15 protein-coding genes and 1 riboswitch are annotated in these 18,510 nt (G+C 41.6%); of the genes, 13 read left to right on the top strand and 2 right to left on the bottom strand.

Features of this window, described 5'->3' with window-relative positions; translation table 11 throughout:
- A partial coding sequence (gene dapA, locus L1267_RS22505) for a 4-hydroxy-tetrahydrodipicolinate synthase (RefSeq protein ID WP_235384242.1) occupies positions 1 to 780 on the bottom strand: 780 nt, incomplete at its 3' end.
- A gap of 137 nt (positions 781 to 917) precedes the next feature.
- A riboswitch (Lysine riboswitch) is annotated at positions 918 to 1,114 on the bottom strand.
- A 182-nt stretch (positions 1,115 to 1,296) separates the two neighbouring features.
- Here dapA and L1267_RS22500 point away from each other — a divergent pair.
- The 7 genes from L1267_RS22500 (at position 1,297) to L1267_RS22470 (ending at position 11,322) form a co-directional block, all read left to right on the top strand.
- Entirely contained in the window at positions 1,297 to 1,992 is a 696-nt protein-coding gene (locus tag L1267_RS22500; RefSeq protein WP_135923244.1) for a DNA-3-methyladenine glycosylase I, read from the top strand.
- An 8-nt stretch (positions 1,993 to 2,000) separates the two neighbouring features.
- Positions 2,001 to 3,413 (top strand): protein adenylyltransferase SelO, encoded by a 1,413-nt coding sequence (locus tag L1267_RS22495; protein WP_235384241.1) that lies wholly within the window; start codon positions 2,001 to 2,003, stop codon positions 3,411 to 3,413.
- Between the two features lie 354 nt (positions 3,414 to 3,767).
- Complete coding sequence (locus L1267_RS22490) at positions 3,768 to 4,826, top strand: OmpA family protein (RefSeq protein WP_135923246.1); 1,059 nt, start codon at positions 3,768 to 3,770, stop codon at positions 4,824 to 4,826.
- A gap of 471 nt (positions 4,827 to 5,297) precedes the next feature.
- Entirely contained in the window at positions 5,298 to 6,365 is a 1,068-nt protein-coding gene (locus L1267_RS22485; protein ID WP_135923247.1) for an OmpA family protein, read from the top strand.
- Positions 6,366 to 6,647: 282 nt separating this feature from the next.
- Entirely contained in the window at positions 6,648 to 9,245 is a 2,598-nt protein-coding gene (gene acnB / locus L1267_RS22480; RefSeq protein ID WP_235384240.1) for a bifunctional aconitate hydratase 2/2-methylisocitrate dehydratase, read from the top strand.
- A gap of 196 nt (positions 9,246 to 9,441) precedes the next feature.
- Positions 9,442 to 10,074 (top strand): 2OG-Fe dioxygenase family protein, encoded by a 633-nt coding sequence (locus L1267_RS22475; RefSeq protein WP_199527633.1) that lies wholly within the window; start codon positions 9,442 to 9,444, stop codon positions 10,072 to 10,074.
- A gap of 9 nt (positions 10,075 to 10,083) precedes the next feature.
- A complete protein-coding gene (locus L1267_RS22470) occupies positions 10,084 to 11,322 on the top strand; it encodes a cysteine desulfurase-like protein (protein ID WP_235384239.1) in 1,239 nt (412 codons plus the stop codon).
- Positions 11,323 to 11,404: 82 nt separating this feature from the next.
- Here the strand turns inward: L1267_RS22470 and L1267_RS22465 are convergent, their stop codons facing one another.
- Positions 11,405 to 12,109, bottom strand: coding sequence for a 2OG-Fe(II) oxygenase (locus L1267_RS22465; RefSeq protein ID WP_235384238.1), 705 nt, complete (start codon positions 12,107 to 12,109; stop codon positions 11,405 to 11,407).
- 36 nt (positions 12,110 to 12,145) lie between these two features.
- On the opposite strand from L1267_RS22465, the gene L1267_RS22460 reads away from it, so the two are divergent.
- The 6 genes from L1267_RS22460 to astD form a co-directional block, all read left to right on the top strand.
- On the top strand, positions 12,146 to 12,544 hold the full coding sequence (locus tag L1267_RS22460; RefSeq protein ID WP_054552415.1) for an acyl-CoA thioesterase: 399 nt from the start codon (positions 12,146 to 12,148) through the stop codon (positions 12,542 to 12,544).
- A gap of 82 nt (positions 12,545 to 12,626) precedes the next feature.
- Positions 12,627 to 13,205, top strand: a complete 579-nt coding sequence (locus L1267_RS22455; protein ID WP_235384236.1) for an anthranilate synthase component II — start codon at positions 12,627 to 12,629, stop codon at positions 13,203 to 13,205.
- Between the two features lie 48 nt (positions 13,206 to 13,253).
- A complete protein-coding gene (locus L1267_RS22450; RefSeq protein WP_138556718.1) occupies positions 13,254 to 14,414 on the top strand; it encodes an HDOD domain-containing protein in 1,161 nt (386 codons plus the stop codon).
- 369 nt (positions 14,415 to 14,783) lie between these two features.
- Positions 14,784 to 15,989, top strand: a complete 1,206-nt coding sequence (locus tag L1267_RS22445) for an aspartate aminotransferase family protein (protein WP_135923253.1) — start codon at positions 14,784 to 14,786, stop codon at positions 15,987 to 15,989.
- An 82-nt stretch (positions 15,990 to 16,071) separates the two neighbouring features.
- Positions 16,072 to 17,088 carry an arginine N-succinyltransferase gene (gene astA, locus L1267_RS22440; RefSeq protein ID WP_138556677.1) on the top strand — a complete coding sequence of 339 codons (1,017 nt, stop codon included), beginning with the start codon at positions 16,072 to 16,074 and terminating at the stop codon, positions 17,086 to 17,088.
- An 18-nt stretch (positions 17,089 to 17,106) separates the two neighbouring features.
- A partial coding sequence (gene astD, locus L1267_RS22435; protein WP_235384235.1) for a succinylglutamate-semialdehyde dehydrogenase occupies positions 17,107 to 18,510 on the top strand: 1,404 nt, incomplete at its 3' end.

Genomic DNA, 18,510 nt, shown 5'->3' with positions numbered 1-18,510 from the left:
TTGCAGGTGCATCAGTACTTTTACGGGGATTGGATTTGCGACAGCAAATAAGCTTTGAATCGCTTGCGACCAATCGGTGAATAGATTTGGATATTGACCACTTAAACTGCGTTTAACAAACTCATGGGTTTGACTCGGCCAAGCATTTGCGGCAACCGAAACTAAGCCTTTTGCACCCGCTTGAGCAAAATACGGCATAAGTGCATCATCACCACTGAAGATAGCCAGTGTTGGTGACGCCGTTCTAAAGCCTTCAAATTTGCTAATGTCACCACTGGCTTCTTTCAAAGCCCAAAGGTTTTTGTGCTCAGCAAGGTTTTTGATCACCTGCGGTGAGATCTCAACTGCGCTACGTCCTGGTACGTTATACAACATACAAGGGTGATGGCTTGCGTTAAGTAGGCTTTCAAACCAATGTGTTTGGCCAACAACCCCAGGCTTTGCGTACAGAGGTGAACCTAACAGGTAGCCATGAATAGGTAGTTGGTTGCAGTATTCAACCCAAGCAATTTGCTGCTTAAGGTTCATGCCGCCCACAGCAACCATGAGTGGTACAGTCGGTGCTAATTGGCAAACATGCTCAACAATGGCTTGTTGCTCTTTGAGTGAAAGCGCCAGTCCTTCACCGGTACTGCCAAGCAATAAAATGCCGTTATTTGCATCTTGCTGCTCAGCGACCAGTTGTCCAAGGGCCGTATAATCGACCTCGCCAGATTCAGAAAATGGCGTGACAAGCGCTGTCCATAGTGGATAGTCGTTTAAATCAAAATTGTTGATCATCTCTCACGAACTTATAAGGTATTCGAAGAGTTTATGCGGGAGCAATTGAATGGAGCCGCATGTCGTCGTTCGAACAAGGTATAATTCGAAGAGCGAATGGGCTTAAAATAATAAAGACGCAACGGCCTTATTATACTAAGACCAGAAGCTCTCCACCAAACTAATCAATAGCGTTTTGCTATTGTTGGTGACAGTCGCTGGGATTCAGCCCAGTCGCCCGAAATAAGCACCTCACAAACGGTGTTACTTCTCGGCGTTAATTCCCCTCACGTATGATCAACAGAGTCTGTGCTCCTCCTATACGCTACCTGAATAACGCACCTCTTCCAGCCCTTTATGCTCGCTTTATAGCTTAAAGCCAACATAGTTAAATAGGGTATCAGCGGCGATTAAAGCATTTTAGCCATCTAGGTGTCAAGGCGGAGTATTCGTTTTTTTAGTGACCGATTTTGCAACATGGTTACGTATAAGCGTGTTTTTAGTACACTAGTATTACCCAGACGAATTGGAAGAAGAATGGAAAAGTTTAACGATATCTATCAGCGAGCTGTCACCCGTAAGGGCAGTGAAGAAATGCTGCTTGCACTGCTTTCTGACCCGCTTGATAGCGCTGACATTGCCAAAATGCATGACGACTTATGGTTGGAAGAGTTAACGCGTAAAGTGTTCCAAAGTGGTTTTTACTGGTCTGTTATCAATAGTAAGTGGTCAGGATTTCGAGAGGTATTTTGGGACTTCAGTGTTGAGAAACTATTAATGATGCCACCTGATATGCTCGAGCAAAAAGCCAGTGATGAACGTATTATTCGTAACTTTAAAAAAGTACAAACGATCCCTGAAAATGCCTACATGATCCATGAAGTAGCTGAAAAACATGGCAGTTTCAGCCAATTTGTAGCTGATTGGCCAGTAAATAATATTATCGGTTTGTGGGCTTACTTAAAAAAGCATGGTGCGCGACTAGGTGGGAACACAGGGCCTTATGCATTGCGTGCCATGGGTAAGGATACTTTTTTACTGTCTCGAGACGTAGAAAATTATTTACGTGCTCATGAATTAATTGACGGTGGCTTACAAACTAAAAAGTCATTACAAGCTGCACAAGACTTTTTCAACGAGCTACAACAACAAAGTGGCTTTAGCCTGCAAGCGCTAAGTCAATTAGTTGCCTATGGGGTAGGCGATAACCGCGTTGGCATAGCTGCGCGATAGGATTTTTTATGAAACTGCAAACTAGGTATACCGATATCAGCGAACTATTGGCTATTGAAGATATGCCTACTCGCGCCGCTGATCCCGCATTATTGTTATTCAATGATAAATTAGCTCAGTCGCTTGGTATTAATCATGATCCAGAATACCTAGCAGGACAGTTAAGTGGCTCAATAACTGATGACAGCGTAAAGCCTATTGCTTTAGGTTACTCAGGGCATCAATTTGGTCATTTCTCACCACGTCTGGGGGATGGCAGAGCGCATTTGCTTGGAGCAGTTAAAGACGTTGAAGGAGTACTGTGGGACATACAGCTTAAAGGGGCGGGTGCTACAGTGTTTTCACGTGGTGGTGATGGACGTTGTGCGATTGGGCCGGCGGTTCGTGAGTTTATAATGAGCGAAGCGATGGCTGCATTAGGTGTCGCGACAACTCGCTGCTTAGCTGTTGTTACTACCGGCGAAACGGTGTATCGACAACCACCTCGGCCAGGCGCTGTCGTAACTCGCGTAGCAAAAAGTCATATTCGCGTTGGTTCATTTCAGTATTTAGCAACCCAGGGCGATATTGAAGGCTTAGAAAAGTTAGTTGATTACGCACTCAGTTGTCATTTCCCAGAGATAGATACACGTGCAGAGCAACGTTATGTAGACTTTTTAATCGCAGTAATAGATAAGCAAATTGAGCTTATCATCAGTTGGATGCGAGTGGGATTCATCCATGGTGTAATGAATACAGACAATACATTAGTGAGTGGTGAAACCATTGATTACGGCCCATGCGCTATGATGAACCAGTTTGACTTTGATACAGTGTTTAGTTCCATAGACCATCAAGGGCGCTATGCATTCGGTAACCAACCAAACATTGCGAATTGGAATTGCGCGCGATTAGCTGAGAGCTTGCTGCCATTATTTAAAAATGAACAGCAAGCTTTGTCGTTATTATCCAGTGCAGTAAATAGTTTTGCTGAAAAGTTTAATCATGCATTTACTACAATGTGGCGACGGAAGTTAGGACTTCTAGATGAACACGACGATAACCAAGCTTTAGTGACTGAGTTACTCACTCTGATGCAGCAAAATAACCTTGATTATACTAATACTTTCAATGCTCTTACGGAGTCATTACTTGCGGATTTTGCATTACCGGATAGTATTAAGGGGTGGGCTGCAAAGTGGCGAGTCAGAACATCAGCTGAAAGTTATGACATCATGCGTGCTGTTAATCCTGCAGTCATTCCACGCAATCATAATATTGAAATGATCTTGGCGGAATATGAAAAAACAGGATGTAGTTCAATGCTGAATGGCTTTTTATCAGTTTTATCAAAGCCCTACGTTTACGATCAGCAATTCGAATCTTGGTATGAGCCACCTGAAAATGGCGATGCTAATTATCAAACATTTTGTGGTACCTAATGCATTTGTACTTGCTTGAAATAAAAAGTGTTTATTTAGTTTTTTTAAATGCTTGCTGATTGAGCAGAATAAACGCAAGTGCTATCATAGAATGGAGTTAACATATTGCTTTAGATGATGATCTAATACGACTTTAGAATCATGTTAGACGTAATTTAAATAATTCTTTTGTTATATTGGATTCAGCTTTATTAAGTATTAAGCATCAAGTGTTAAGCATTGATAATTAATAAATAAGTAAAATTGTGGCTTATGAACTATCGTAAGATTGATTTTTTGAGCTACTCAACAGTTTTTAAATACTCAACAAACATTAGCTGAAAACAGCTTTATTGTGAAAATGGGAAGGAAATAATGAAACTAAAATCACTTACTATTGCGTTAGCACTGGCTGCAACGAGTTCTACAGCCCTCGCTGCTGAAAAAGAAGGTTTTTATATTGGCGCATTTGGCGACTATTACGACAATTCTTGGGAAAATGTTCGTGATTATCCGCCAGGTGGATTGAATGTTGATGACTCAACTGGTTGGGGCTTAGAGTTAGGCTATCGTTTCAGTGATTACTGGAGCGCGCGTCTAGAATATGCAGACATGGACTTTGATTGGACTGCAGATTTAGCTAATGGTACTTCAACAAGTGGCTCTGAAAGCGGCGAGCGTTACGGTATTGATGCTTTATATCACTTAGGTGGCGGCCCATTCTATGGTATTTTTGGTCTTAAGAACTTAAGTGCTCTAGATGAAAACTTAACGTTTGCTAACGTTGGTGCCGGTTATCAGCACTACTTTACAGACAATTTCGCATTTAACGCTGAAACGTCTTTATATCAAGGTCTTGATCGTGGTTACACTGATGTTGGCGCTAAATTAGGTTTCAGCTATATTTTCGGTAACCAAAGCTCATCTGAGCCAGTAGAGCCTGCGCCGGTTGTTAGTGCTCCAACTGATAGCGATAATGATGGTGTTATGGATGCTGATGATCAGTGTGCTAACACACCAATGACTGATGCAGTAGATAGCACAGGCTGTACATTATACGAAGAAAAAGAAGCAACTATCACCTTGTTAGTTACTTTCCCGCATGATGTAGCAGAAGTACCAAACAAATACTTCAGCGATATTGCAGATGTGGCTGCGTTTATGAAAGAAAACCAAGACACATCAGTTGTATTAGAAGGCCACGCCTCTGCAGTGGGTGATGCTGACTATAATATGAAGCTTTCAGAAAAGCGCGCACAAGATGTTGCAGATGAACTTATCAAAGACGGTATCGCTGCAGATAGAATTTCGACAGTTGGATACGGTGAAGAGCGTTTGAAAAATAAAGCCTACACACTGGAAGCACATGCTGAAAACCGTCGTGTAGAAGCGCAAATTACAAGCGTTGAACGAGTAAAAGTTCTTCGTAAATAAGACTAAACTATTATAAATATGTAAATACTCCTATATTTATAAATAGTTACAAATAGTAAAGCCGAGCCAAGTAGTTGGTTCGGCTTTATTTTTTTAATTTAAGAACATAATTATTTTTCGATTAAATAAAATAATCTTCAGAATGTACCTTTTTGTTAAATGATAATTTAAGTGAATATTGATTTGAATCATCAAAGTAACTATCAACCATTTGTGCTATAGCTTTTTTAGTTACCTTGTAGAATAATTATTAGGTAATATAATTATTTTTACTGTAATGTTTTTTTAGTATCAATATTGTTGGATTTATATTGATTCTTTTTACGTCGCTGTATTTAGTTGGTGTTGTTAAATTAAGAAAATTTATTATGTTGTTTGGGTTTATTAAGTTTGGATTAATTACTCATCAACTATCTTGACGGAATGTAGGCTACACGGCCTTAAGTTATCTTAAATGGAAGGGAATGAAACATGAAACTGAAACCACTTACAATTGCTTTAGCGCTTGCTGCAACAAGTGCCTCAACAATCGCAGCCGAGAAACAAGGTTTTTATATTGGTGCGTTTGGTGATTACTACGATAATTCATGGGAGAATATCCGTGATTATCCGCCAGGTGGCCTAGACGTAGACGACTCAACAGGGTGGGGTTTAGAGCTTGGTTATCGCTTTAGCGATTACTGGAGTGCCCGCTTAGAATACGCAGATATGGATTTCGATTGGAACGTGACCGACAACGATGGAACTACAATGAGTGGTTCTGAAAGTGGTAAGCGTTACGGTATCGATGGTTTGTATCACTTTGGCGGTGGCCCATTCTACGGTATTTTCGGTTTGAAAAACCTTGACGCTGTTGATGAAGATTTAATGTTTGCTAACGTGGGTGCCGGTTACCAGCACTACTTTACAGATAACTTTGCATTTAACGCAGAAACTTCTTTATACCAAGGTCTTGACCGTGGTTACACTGATGTTGGTGCTAAATTAGGTTTCAGCTATATCTTTGGTGATCAAAGCGAACCAGAGCCAGTTGAGCCAGCACCTGCAGTTGTACCTGTTCCGGTTGAGCCAGTTGATAGCGATGGCGACAGCATTCCTGATGCAGATGACCAATGCGCTAATACTCCTATGACAGATGCTGTAGATGCTTCTGGTTGTACATTATACGAAGACCGTGAAGTAACGAAGAGCTTACTAATCACATTCCCTAACAATACATCTAAAGTTTCACAACAATATTTAGATGATATTGACAGTGCAGCTGCATTCTTAAAAGAGCATCCAGGCACTGATGTTGTATTAGAAGGTCACACTTCATCTGTTGGTAAAGCAGACTACAATAAGTGGTTATCGAAAAAACGTGCTGATGCAGTCGCTAAGAAGCTTATTGAAGATGGTATTGATGCGATGCGCCTAACTACAGTTGGTTATGGTGAAGAGCGTCTTAAAAATCCAGCTAACACGCCGGAAGCACATGCAGAAAACCGTCGTGTAGAAGCAAAAGTTAAAGTTATTGAACGTGTTAAAGTAGAGCGTTAATAGTTAGACTTTGCATAGAGTTTAAAACCCAGCCTAGTGCTGGGTTTTTTGCTTTTAAAACACAGATAGGAATGATTCTTAATAAATATTCATCAGAATAGCTTTTTTTTTTAGTACTATTCATGTTATTTATACTGAATATAAAGTGCCTAAGCGCAGCATGGATTTTCATCTATACTTAAAAGCTTTATAATTAACTGTCAGAATACTATAAGTACTGGGTAAAATTGCTATTTAGATTAATAGAACCGAGTACTTTCACGTCACCAAGAGGGCAATATTGTGCTACAAGAATATCGTAAACACGTAGAAGAACGTGCCGCGTTAGGTATCGTACCAGCGCCACTAGATGCTCAGCAAACGGCTGATCTTATTGAACTAATCAAAAATCCACCGGCAGGTGAAGAAGAATTTATCGTAGACCTTCTTGTTAACCGCGTACCACCAGGTGTTGATGATGCTGCTTACATTAAGGCTGGTTTCCTTGCAGCTGTAGCAAAAGGCGAAGCGAGCTCACTACTTGTATCAAAAGAAAAAGCAGCTGAGCTACTTGGTACTATGTTAGGTGGTTACAACATCGCACCTATGATCGAACTTCTAGACGACGAAGCGTTAGCACCAATCGTTGTTAAAGGTTTATCAAACACATTATTAATGTTCGATGCTTTCTACGATGTAGAAGAAAAAGCGAAAGCAGGTAACGAATTTGCTAAGCAAGTAATCGAATCTTGGGCAAATGCAGAATGGTTTGTAAACAAGCCTGCAGTTGCTGAAAAAATCTCAGTTACCGTATTCAAAGTAACGGGCGAAACAAACACAGATGACCTTTCACCTGCTCCAGATGCATGGTCACGTCCTGATATCCCACTACACGCTTTAGCAATGCTGAAGAACGAACGTGATGGTATCAACCCTGACAAACCAGGTGAAGTTGGTCCAATTTCACAACTAGAAGAGCTTAAAACTAAAGGTTTACCTCTTGCATACGTTGGTGATGTAGTTGGTACGGGTTCTTCTCGTAAATCTGCAACTAACTCTGTACTTTGGTTCATGGGTGATGATATTCCTCACGTACCAAACAAACGCGTTGGTGGTGTATGTTTAGGTGGTAAAATCGCGCCTATCTTCTTCAACACAATGGAAGACTCTGGTGCATTACCAATCGAACTACCTGTTGATGAGCTAAACATGGGTGACCAAATCGATATCTTCCCATACGAAGGTGTTGTTAAGCGTCACGGCACAGATGAAGTAATCTCTACTTTCTCTCTTAAATCAGACGTAATTCTTGATGAAGTCCGTGCTGGCGGTCGTATTCCACTGATCATCGGTCGTGGTTTAACTGATAAAGCACGTGCATCACTAGGTATGGAAGCTGAAGATATCTTCCGCAAACCTGCCCTTGTAACTGATTCTGGTAAAGGCTTCACATTAGCTCAGAAGATGGTTGGTAAAGCATGTAACATGCCTGGCGTACGTCCTGGTCAATACTGTGAGCCGAAAATGACAACGGTTGGTTCGCAAGATACAACAGGTCCTATGACGCGTGACGAACTTAAAGATCTAGCGTGTTTAGGTTTCTCTGCAGATTTAACAATGCAGTCTTTCTGTCATACATCAGCTTATCCTAAGCCAATCGACGTAAACACTCACCACACACTTCCTGATTTCATCATGAACCGTGGCGGTGTATCGCTACGTCCAGGTGACGGTGTAATCCACTCATGGTTAAACCGTATGTTATTACCAGATACAGTAGGTACTGGTGGTGACTCGCATACTCGTTTCCCTCTAGGTATTTCATTCCCAGCGGGTTCTGGTGCAGTAGCATTCGCAGCAGCAACAGGTGTAATGCCACTTGATATGCCTGAGTCAATCTTAGTACGTTTTAAAGGCGAAATGCAGCCAGGTATCACATTACGTGACCTAGTACATGCAATCCCTTATTACGGTATCAAAGAAGGTCTTCTAACAGTTGAGAAGAAAGGTAAGATTAACGAATTCTCTGGTCGTGTACTAGAAATCGAAGGTGTTGAGCACCTAACTGTTGAGCAAGCTTTCGAACTTTCTGATGCGTCAGCTGAGCGTTCAGCTGCAGGTTGTACAGTTAAACTTTCTAAAGAGTCTATCGCTGAATACCTAGAGTCAAACATTGTAATGCTTAAGTGGATGATCTCTGAAGGTTACGGTGATGTTCGTACTATTGAGCGTCGTATCACAGCAATGCAAGAGTGGTTAGCTAACCCTGAGCTGATGGAAGCTGATGCTGATGCAGAGTACAAACACGTACTTGAAATCGACCTAGCTGATATCAAAGAGCCAATCCTTTGTGCTCCAAATGACCCTGATGATGCACGTCTTCTTTCAGACGTAACAGGCGAGAAAATCGACGAAGTATTCATCGGTTCTTGTATGACTAACATCGGTCACTTCCGTGCTGCAGGTAAACTACTAGATGGTTTCAGTGGCCGTATCCCAACTCAACTTTGGGTTGCACCACCAACTAAAATGGATAAAGACCAACTTACTGACGAAGGTTACTACGGTATCTTTGGTCGTGTAGGTGCGCGTATCGAAACTCCAGGGTGTTCACTATGTATGGGTAACCAAGCACGAGTTGCTGATAAAGCAACGGTTGTGTCTACCTCTACGCGTAACTTCCCTAACCGTCTAGGTACTGGCGCAAACGTATTCTTAGCATCAGCAGAGCTTGCAGCAGTAGCGGCAATCTTAGGTAAACTACCTACACCTGCTGAGTACCAAGAGTATGCAGATAAGATCAATGCAACTGCAGCTGATACATATCGTTACCTGAACTTCCACCGTATGCCTCAATACACTAAAAAGGCAGACCAAGTAATCGTTCAGCAAGCCGTTTAATTCTAATTAAAATTAAATAGCTAAAAAGCCCGCATCCAGCGGGCTTTTTATTTTAGATAAAAATTCTAATTTACTTCTAAATTCGATCTTAAAGCTACATAAATCATCATTGCTGTTTACATAATAACGCAAAAATTTCCTACCAATTGCATTAAAATCCTCGCCAATATTCTCAACATATTAAGGCGAGATCGTTATGACAAAATTAAACAACCAGAATCTATTGCAACTTCGTTTTGTAAGCCAAGCTCATATTGACGCAGTAAAGCCTTCTTTTGCTAACCTACCTGCGAATCCGTACGCCGATGGTCAATTTCGTAAGCGTCGCTATTCAGTAATCAAAGTCGTTGATGGTGAATTAAAGCTACAACCAACTAAAGCATTTGTGCAGGATGACTCAATCAATACCTTCCAAGGTAATGTTGAGCGTACTTATGAAAATTTAGAAGATAGCTTATTAGCCACTGATGGCATGAAGCAAATCGTTAATCAGTTCCGCGATATGACGGGGATCAGCGATGATCGCGATATTGAAATTCACCAATTTAGAATGCTTGCGATTGACAGCGATACACCCGCTGCGCCTGAAGGTGTTCACCAAGATGGTTTTGATCACGTATGTGTATGTGGTGTATCACACGAAAACCTTGAAGGGGGTGAGCTACTTGTTTATGAACATCAGCAAGCAGAGCCTTGTTTCAAAATGGAAATTAAAGACGGCATGTTCGCGCTTATTAATGACCGTGAAGTATGGCACAACGCAACACCAATGAATAAATTAGACGCAAGCAAAGAAGGTTACCTTGATTGCTTCGTACTAACTGCGTAAGGGTATATCATGAACTTAACGCAATTACGTCGTCAATTTCCTGCACTTATGCAACAAGTTGCTGGTCAGTCACCGATTTTCCTTGATGGCCCGGGTGGCTCGCAAGTGCCACAGTCGGTTTTAAGTGCCATGACTGCTTATTTGGGTTACTACAACTCGAACTTAGGTGGTGCATTTTTCTCAAGTGATAAAACGGTTGAGTTAATGGCTAGCGCTCGCCAAGCAGCAGCCGATTTATTAAATGCCCCATCTAAAGAGCAAATCGTGTTTGGTGCAAACATGACAAGCTTAACGTTCAGCTTTAGTCGTGCCATCTCGCGTGGTTGGACTGCCGGTGATGAGATTATTGTCACAAATGCTGATCACTACTCAAATGTTTCATCTTGGCAGCAAGCTGCTGAAGATAAGGGCGCAACAGTAAAAACGGCTCTTATCAATGAAGCTGATTGCAGCTTAGATATGGCACACTTTGAAAGCCTTTTATCAAGCAAAACAAAGCTTGTTGCAGTGACGTATGCATCAAACACTACTGGTTCAATTAATGACATTAAACGCATTGTTGAGCTTGCTCATGCAGTTGGTGCGCTAGTTTATGTTGATGCCGTTCATTACGCACCTCATGAGCTGGTAGACGTACAGGCACTTGATTGCGACTTTTTAGCGTGCTCTGCATACAAGTTCTTTGGCCCTCATCTTGGTATTGTATATGGCAAACGTGAGCACCTTGAAGGTTTCACACCATACAAAGTTGAGCCTGCAAAAGATGTTGCCCCAGGTCGCTGGGAAACGGGTACGCAAAGCTTTGAAGCGCTAGCTGGTCTCATTGCTGCTGTTGATTACATTGCTGCAATTAGTGAGCTTGATGACAGTCATTCACGCCGAGAAAAACTGGCGGCTGCATTTGCTATCACTAAACAGCACGAAATGGCATTAAGTAAGCATTTCTTAACTCGTTTAGCAGATTACCCGAGCATTAAGCTGTTTGGTATTAATGATCTAGAGCGTGTTGCTAATCGCACACCGACTTTTGCTTTAACTTTTGAAGGCGTCGAGCCGCGTGTTGTTTCTGAATTTTTAGGGAAGCAACATATTTGTGTGTGGGATGGTAACTTCTACGCGCAAGGCTTATGTAAGCAACTCGGTGTATTAGAGACAGGCGGCGTAGTTCGCATTGGCTGTATGCATTACAATACAATTGAAGAGCTTGATAAGGTTTTTGATTTATTTGATCAATTACTAAAAAATTAAAGCTAAGTTTTTAGCTATAAGTTTGAAGCAGCCCGAAGGGGCTGCTATTTGACAGAGCTAACAGTCAGTTGGATTTTTACCGCTAGGATTGTGGTTGCCCATAGATTTGCTCTGCACGGTTAAATAGAACCCACGACGTTAAAATATACTTATCATTTGAAATGGGCTTATTACCTCGGTGCGTATGAGTAAAGTAACCCGGTGCTACGACCATAGAACCCTGCTTCGGTGATATTTTACGCTGTTGATAGTAAAACTCAGTTTCACCACCTTCTTCGACATCATTTAAATAGAACATAAATAACAGTACGCGATGCAAGGCTTCGTTATGACCGTTTTGTGGGTATACCTCGCTATGCCAATACGGGTAGCCTCCTTTATTGATATCGTATTTTTGTGCTTGAATAGGCCCGAGGCGGAAAATTTGCTGCACGAGTAATGGCAATTGTGGTTTGCCAACTTCTTCAAAATTATCTTGTGTAAGATCAACTGGCTGACCTGTTTTCGGATGATATACCTTTAAACCAAATGCACCTATCATCATGAAAATATGCTCTTCAAGGTATTTAAAGATGTGGCTGGCGGTTGTTTGCTGAATATGCTTAAGTTGCTCAACGTACTCTGGATGATTATTAAGATATAAATCGCGGCTGTCTTTTTTTGCTAAATCCACGCCGCCAGAGGTAATGCCTTGTTTTAAATGCGGGCTTTGTTCAAATACCGTGATAAAGTTGTCGCAAAATTCTTTGCTGAGGGCGTTTTCGTATACGCGAATAAAGTCCGTCATGAGCTACCTTTAGTTTATATTTTTTATAGGGTTACTATGTTTACTGAGACTATCACACCTCGTTTTAGCGAAACTGATGTGCTAGGGCATATCAACAATACCGTACTCCCTGTATGGTTTGAAGCCGCCCGAGCGCCTATTTTCAGGTTTTTTACCCCCGATCTAAACCCTTATGAGTGGAAATTGATCATTGCTAAGGTTGAGGTAAGTTTTGTCGGTGAGTTGTTTTATGGCCACGATGTAACCGTTAAAACCAGTGTAGAGCACATCGGCTCTAGCTCATTTGTGCTTCGCCAAGAAGCATGGCAACAAGATAACTGCTGCGCCGTTGGTAAAACTGTACTCGTGCGTTACGACTTTGCAAACAAATGCTCGCAAAAACTTAATGAGCAGGAAAGGGCTGACCTTACAGCGCATTTAATCGCTGAGGAATAAACCATTTTTTGCCGACATTTCGCAGCACTTGGGTTAAAATGCGCCTTCATTATTTTGACTGAGTAATTTTGGGTTACACGCAATGCTGTTAATGATCGACAATTATGATTCGTTTACCTACAACTTAGTGCAGTATTTTCAGCGCTTAGATCAAGATGTATTGGTAAAACGTAATGACGAGATCAGCATTGCAGAGATCAAACAGCTTAATCCTGAACATATTGTTCTTTCACCCGGCCCATGTTCACCCAACGAAGCGGGTATTTCGTTACAGGTGGTCGAACAGCTAAAAGGTGAAGTGCCTATTCTTGGGATCTGCTTAGGGCATCAAACTATTGCTCAGGCGCTTGGGGCTGAAGTAGTCAGAGCAAAACGAGTTATGCATGGCAAAACTTCATTGGTTAAACATAACAACCAAGGGGTGTTTAAGGGGTTAGCAAACCCACTTACCGTTTGCCGATATCATTCATTAGTGGTTGATAAGCAGCATTTACCTAATGACCTTACAATCACTGCTTGGACTGAGAAAAATTCTGATTTCGAAGAAATAATGGGTTTAATGCATGCTAATTTAGCGCTTGAAGGGGTGCAGTTTCATCCTGAAGCAATTTTGACTCAGCAGGGACTTGAATTACTTGCTAACTTTTTAACTCGCTTCTAATCTTAGGCTAATGAATTAACAAATATGACTGACAATACCCCTGTGCAAATTACTGAAGAAAAACGACAACAAAGGACTTCGATGGTGCTCAATGAACGCGCCCACGATCTATTGCTTGGTCATAGTTTTGCACAGCGCCAAATTGGTTATATTCACACCTTAGAGATTGACTACGGTGAGTCGATGGAGCAACGCACTTTATTAGAGGTGGAAGTTGCAGCCGAAAAGAAGCGACAAAAAAGCAGTACAGCACATCATAAGTACCGTGCTCAGGCGAGTAAGCAGTTACATCAAGTCATAGAAGCAGCTATGAACAAGCAGCTAGAAGACGTCGATTCGGTTGTGCATGAAACAATTGGTATTCAAGATAGTGTTCCAGCGATTTTAGAAATATTAGCAGTACGCTCCGCATCGGTTGGTCGCCTTGAACCTTTAGTTAAAGATTTAAGTTGGTTAGGCCGTGAGTTGGTTGCCTTTGTTAATTTGCCTTTCTATCGTAAGCAGCGTAACAAGCATACCTCGGTTCAAGTTGATAACCCATTATTAGCGCTGCGTTATATTGGTTTAGATAATTTAAAGTTTGTTGTGCCTACATTTGCGGTTCGCCATTGGATGCCTCACAGTACAGAACCATTTCCATTATTAAAGCGTCGTTTGCGCGATAATTCGATGGCGTGTGCCATTGCGGCTCAAGAGCTTGCTAAATTAAATGGTGTAAATGAGGTACACGCGTTTACCTTAGGTATGTTATTGGATGTTGGCAAAATTGCTTTAGTGCGTTTGTATTTACGCACCTTTGAGCGAGTTTGGCAGCGACAAGTGGCAAAAGCGCGTGAAGAACAAAAGAAAGACTTACACACGGCACTTTTAGAGCTTAAGCCAGATCCCTTGTTTTTAAGCTCATTATTGAGAACTCTGTCAATGAAAGTGACCGCTACTGTTATTGAGCAAATGTCATTTAAGTATTTACCCTTTAATGCGGTGATGCAGCAATTAACAACGCCACTAGCTAAAAACGATGAGTACCTACCACTTACAGAAGTGATATTAAAAGCGCGTTGTTATGCTCAATACTTAAGTTTAAATGAGCACCAATTAGTTGAACAAGACGAAACTGAGCATTGGTTTGCGCACTTTAACTTCACTCAAGAAGAGCTCGATCAGCTTGCAAAATGCAATTTTGATCGCTTCCATATCCAAATTAATTAAAAAAAATGTTAATTTTTTTGCGACTATTCATTCATTGTTTATCAATCCACACTGACAATTTTTCTGTAAGCATGTTCTGCGGTGCTTACTAGCAGCACGCCTTTTTATCGTATTTAGTCTAAAAAACAACCTTCAAATAGTTATTCACTATCCATGAAAAAATATCTCGAGCCCTTTATTTTCAAGGGCTACATGAAAGTTTTCTAAGAGACAGAACGAAAATTTTCTGAAATAATGAACGAATGAAAATTGAACCAAAGAGTAATTTAGGTGAATTTACGCTAAGCTCAATCGGCTAATTAAAATGGCTTAGTTTAGCTTTAAGATGCCACCTTACTCTTCGTGTGCTTACAATTAAGAGGATATAAAATGACAGTCAATCGTGAATTATTTGATCAAGTAATGGTTCCTAACTATGCACCATCAAGTGTTATTCCTGTTCGAGGCGAAGGCTCTCGTGTATGGGACCAAGAAGGTCGCGAATTTATCGATTTTGCTGGTGGTATCGCAGTTAACTGTCTAGGTCACTGCCATCCAGCTCTTGTAAGTGCATTAAAAGAGCAAGGCGAGAAAATTTGGCACTTATCAAATGTAATGACTAATGAGCCTGCACTTCGTCTAGCTAAAAAGCTAACTGATGCAACATTTGCAGAGAAAGTATATTTTGCTAACTCAGGCGCAGAAGCAAATGAAGCGGCACTAAAATTAGCACGTCGTTTTGCTCTTGATAACTATGGCGAGCAAAAGTCGCAAATTATCTCATTCAATAAAGGTTTCCACGGTCGTACATTCTTCACTGTAACGGTAGGTGGCCAAGCTGCATACTCTGATGGTTTTGGTCCTAAACCTGGCGATATCGTGCACTGTGACTATAACGACTTAGCAGCATTCGAAGCGCTTATCTCTGATAATACGTGTGCGGTAATGATGGAGCCTCTGCAAGGTGAAGGCGGTATCATTTCACCAACCAAAGAATTTGTAGAAGGTGTACGTGAGCTGTGTACTAAACACAATGCACTTTTAATTTTTGATGAAGTACAAACAGGTGTTGGTCGTACTGGTGAGCTTTATGCTTATCAAGGTCTAAACGTAACTCCAGATATCTTAACTACAGCCAAAGCGTTAGGTGGTGGTTTCCCAATCGGTGCAATGATCACCACAACTGATATTGCTAAGCATTTAAAAGTAGGTACTCATGGTTCTACTTACGGTGGTAACCCACTTGCATGTGCAGTAGCAGAAGCGGCATTCGATACAGTAAATACACCAGAAGTATTAAATGGTGTTAAAGAAAAGTCGGCATTATTCCGTGAGTTACTAACGGCGATTAACGAAAAGCACAATGTATTCACTGAAATCCGTGGTGAAGGCCTATTAATTGGTGCTGTAGTAACAGAGCAATTTAAAGGTCGTGCAAAAGAGTTCTTAGTTGCAGCAACAGAAGAAGGCGTGATGTCTTTAGTTGCAGGTGTTGATGTTGTTCGTTTCACTCCGTCACTTGTAATTCCAGAAGCTGATATCCGCGAAGGTATGGCTCGTTTTGAAAAAGCGGTTGCTAAAGTCGCTAATAGTTAATTTCTTAACTGCCAACTCAGGGCAAGCACAGCTTGCCCACATTTCTTAATTTACCGTTATTTATAAGGGAGCAAGCGGACTTATGATGATCCTTCGCCCAATTCAGCAAAGTGATTACGCTTCATTAGTAAAGATTGCCGTAGAGTCAGGACATGGCTTCACATCTTTGCCTAATAATGAACAATTGCTACAAAAGAAAATAGATCATTCTGTCAGCTCATTTGCAAAAGCTGCCCAACAACCAGGTGATGAAGGTTACTTGTTTGTTCTTGAGGATAGCGAGACTGGTGAAGTTGTTGGTACTTCTGGTATTGAAGCAGCTGTTGGTTTAGATGATGCTTTTTATCACTACCACTTAAGTAAAGTGATTCACTCTTCACGGACCCTTGATGTATACAAAGCTGTTGATATTCTTACCTTGTGTAATGATTACACAGGGGCAACAGAGCTATGCACGTTATTCCTAAAAGATGGCTACCGTAAAAATAATAATGGTAAATTACTCTCAAAAGCGCGTTTTATGTTTATAAACCAGCATAGAGAACGCTTTGCAGAAACTGTGATTGCTGAGATGCGTGGTGTATCAGACGAAAACGGTGAAAGCCCATTCTGGCAATGGTTAGAAGAGCACTTTTTTTCAATGGACTTTCCTACTGCCGACTACCTCACCGGAATTGGTCAAAAGGTGTTCATTGCTGAGTTAATGCCTAAGTACCCAATTTACGTCAACTTATTGAGCAAAGATGCGCAAGCTGTAATCGGTCAAGTGCACGCTAACACGCGTCCTGCTATTGAACTTTTAAAAAACGAAGGTTTCACCTTTAACGGTTACGTAGATATCTTTGACGCAGGCCCAACGGTTGAAGCAAAGATCGAAAATATAGCTACAATTCGTAATGCCAAAACATTCAAAGTTGAAATTGGTGAAAGCCAAGGCGACACCACGGTATTGTTAGCAAACGATAAAATTGCTGATTTTAGAGCAACCGTGACTCAAGTTAGCCTATCATGCGATGCCGATAGCATCACAATCTCAAGTGAATTAGCAAAAGCACTTCACCTAGAAGCGGGTGATTCAGTATCACTAGCAGAACTATAGAATTCAGGAGACATATTAATGACTCATGCAGCGCAATTTATTAATGGTCAATGGCAAGCAGGCCTTGGTCATACTTTTCAGTCTGTTAACCCTGCAAACAACGACGTAATTTGGCAAGCAAACAGTGCAACAGCTGAGCAAGTAGACAGTGCCGTGTCTGCTGCACGTGAAGCATTTTACAGCTGGGCTGACAAATCATTTGCTGAGCGTTTAGCGATTGTAAAAACATTTGCTGAAACGCTAAAAGAGCACAGTGAAGAACTCGCTGTTGCGATTGCACAAGAAACCGGTAAACCACTTTGGGAAACGCGCACTGAAGCAGGTGCTATGGTGGGTAAAATTGCTATCTCTGAAAAAGCATTTTTAGAGCGTACTGGTGATGTTGAAAACCCAATGCCGCAAGGCCGTGCGATGATCCGTCATAAACCTCATGGTGTTGTCGCAGTATTTGGTCCATACAACTTCCCTGGCCACTTACCAAATGGTCATATTGTGCCTGCATTATTAGCAGGTAATACCGTGGTATTTAAACCGTCAGAATTAACGCCTGCTGTTGCTGAGTTAACGTTAAAGTTATGGGAAAAAGCCGGTCTTCCTGCAGGTGTTATCAATCTTGTACAAGGTGAAGTTGAAACTGGTAAAGCGCTTGCGTCTCATAAAGGTATTGATGGCTTATTCTTTACGGGCTCTTCTCGTACTGGTCATATTTTACATGAGCAGTTTGCCGGTCAGCCGGGTAAAATCCTAGCGTTAGAGATGGGGGGGAATAACCCGCTTATCGTCACTGATGTTGCTGATACTAAAGCGGCTATCCACGATATTATCCAATCAGCGTTTATCTCAACCGGTCAACGCTGTACCTGTGCGCGTAAACTGTTTTTACCAAAAGGCGAGCAGGGTGATGCTATCTTAGCCGGTCTTATTAAAGCGACTAAAGCGATTAAAGTAGGTGACTACGACGCAGAAGATCAGCCTTTCATGGGTTCAATGATTTCTGCGGCAGCAGCCGCTGGAATGGTTGCAGCGCAAAAGCAACTTGTTGAGCTTGGTGCTGAAGTGTTAGTTGAACTTACTCACAAAGAAAATACCGGCTTTGTAACACCGGGTATTTTAGAGTGTACCGATGTGGCTAACTTCCCAGATGAAGAGCACTTTGGACCACTGCTTAAAGTGTTCCGCTTTACTGACTTTGATGCCGCTATTGATAAAGCGAATGACACAAGCTTTGGCTTATCAGCCGGTTTATTAAGTGACAGCGCAGCAGATTACGATCACTTCTTACGTCGTATTCGTGCAGGTATCGTAAACTGGAACCGTCCAATCACAGGTGCATCAAGTGCAGCACCATTTGGTGGTATTGGTGCATCGGGTAACCACAGAGCAAGTGCTTACTATGCAGCTGATTATTGTGCATACCCTGTT

The organism is Pseudoalteromonas sp. OFAV1 (genome assembly GCF_021532595.1).
GTDB lineage: Bacteria > Pseudomonadota > Gammaproteobacteria > Enterobacterales > Alteromonadaceae > Pseudoalteromonas > Pseudoalteromonas lipolytica_C.
Note: the sequence above shows the minus strand (reverse complement) of the source record. Positions and strands in the feature narration are given on the sequence as shown.